Source organism: Methylobacterium sp. WL18, assembly GCF_008040015.1.
Lineage (GTDB): Bacteria > Pseudomonadota > Alphaproteobacteria > Rhizobiales > Beijerinckiaceae > Methylobacterium > Methylobacterium mesophilicum.
The window spans coordinates 1-1,462 of the sequence record NZ_VRVD01000904.1 but is presented as its reverse complement, the minus strand read 5'-3'; the positions used below and the strand labels follow the sequence as shown (position 1 = coordinate 1,462).

Genomic DNA, 1,462 nt, shown 5'->3' with positions numbered 1-1,462 from the left:
CCGCCGTTTTTTTTTTTTATCGTCAAGTCGGCTTACTTGATGCAGCGTTGTCTGGTGGTGTCGTAGATGTGTTTAAGAGAGAGGCCCAGACCGCGTCGGTGGCCGAGCGGCCGGTGACGGAAACGCAATCGTGACGGACACACCCCTGAAGCCCGGCTCCACCCTCGGCATCGTCGGCGGCGGGCAGCTCGGGCGCATGATCGCGCTCGCGGCGGCCAATTACGGGCTGAAGGTGCACGTCTACGCGCCCGACCAGGACAGCCCCGCCTTCGACGTCTGCGCCCGGACGACCTGCGCGGCCTACGACGATCCGCAAGCACTCGCCGCGTTCGCGCGGAGCGTCGATGCGGTGACCTACGAGTTCGAGAACATCCCGCGCGCCACCGCCGACATCCTGGCCCGGCACGCGCCCCTGCACCCAAACGCGGAGGCGCTCTCCACCACGCAGGACCGCCTGACGGAAAAAGAGTTCATCAACCGGCTCGGCATCCCGACCGCGCCGTTCCAGGCGGTGGACACGCCCGACGACCTCGACCGGGCGATCGCGGCGCTCGGCCTGCCGGCGGTGCTCAAGACCCGCCGGTTCGGTTACGACGGCAAGGGCCAGCGCATCCTGCGCGAGCGCGCCGAGGGCGACCGCAACGCGCTGTTCGCCGAGTTCGGCGGCGCGCCGCTGATCCTGGAGGGTTTCGTGCCGTTCGAGCGCGAGGTCTCGGTGGTGGCCGCCCGCGGCCGCGACGGCGGCTTCGCGGCCTTCGACCTATGCGAGAACGAGCACCGCGACCACATCCTGGCGCTGACGCGGGTGCCGGCCCCCGGCCTGACGCCCGAGACCGCCCGCGCCGCCCTCGACATCGCCAAGCGGATCGCGGACGCGCTGGACTATGTCGGCGTGCTCGCCGTCGAGATGTTCCTGGTGCGGCAGGACGGGATCGAGCGGCTGGTGGTCAACGAGATCGCGCCGCGGGTTCACAATTCCGGGCACTGGACCATCGAGGGGGCGACGACCTCGCAATTCGCGCAGCACGTCCGCGCGGTGTGCGGCTGGCCGCTCGGCGATTCGGCCCGGGTGGGCGGGCTGCCGGTGGAGATGCGCAACCTGATCGGCGCCCAGGCCGACGATTGGCCCGCACTGCTCGCCGAGCCCGGCGCCCACCTGCACCTCTACGGCAAGGGCGAGGCCCGGGCCGGCCGCAAGATGGGCCACGTCACCCGGCTGGGATCCGTTCCGGTCCCCTGATCGAGCCCGCTTCTGCGGCTTCGGGAACACACCGGGCCGGCCGCACGCGCGCCGGACGCCGCCTCCGGACGCCTGCGCGCCGTCGAGCCATACCTTCGCCACATCCCGCCGCTTCCACCACACCGTGGGCGGTCACGGGACCGCAAGCCTTTAAGCCGGCATTCACCGCGATGCGCGACGGTGCCTCGGAGACGAGGGGCGCGGCGCGGGCCGGGCGACGGG

General features: G+C 71.3%; 1 protein-coding gene. It reads left to right on the top strand.

Annotated features, from left to right (window positions below; translation table 11 throughout):
* Nucleotides 1-130 precede the first annotated feature (130 nt).
* On the top strand, nucleotides 131-1,240 hold the full coding sequence (locus FV228_RS29535) for a 5-(carboxyamino)imidazole ribonucleotide synthase (RefSeq protein WP_147857702.1): 1,110 nt from the start codon (nucleotides 131-133) through the stop codon (nucleotides 1,238-1,240).
* Nucleotides 1,241-1,462: the final 222 nt, after the last annotated feature.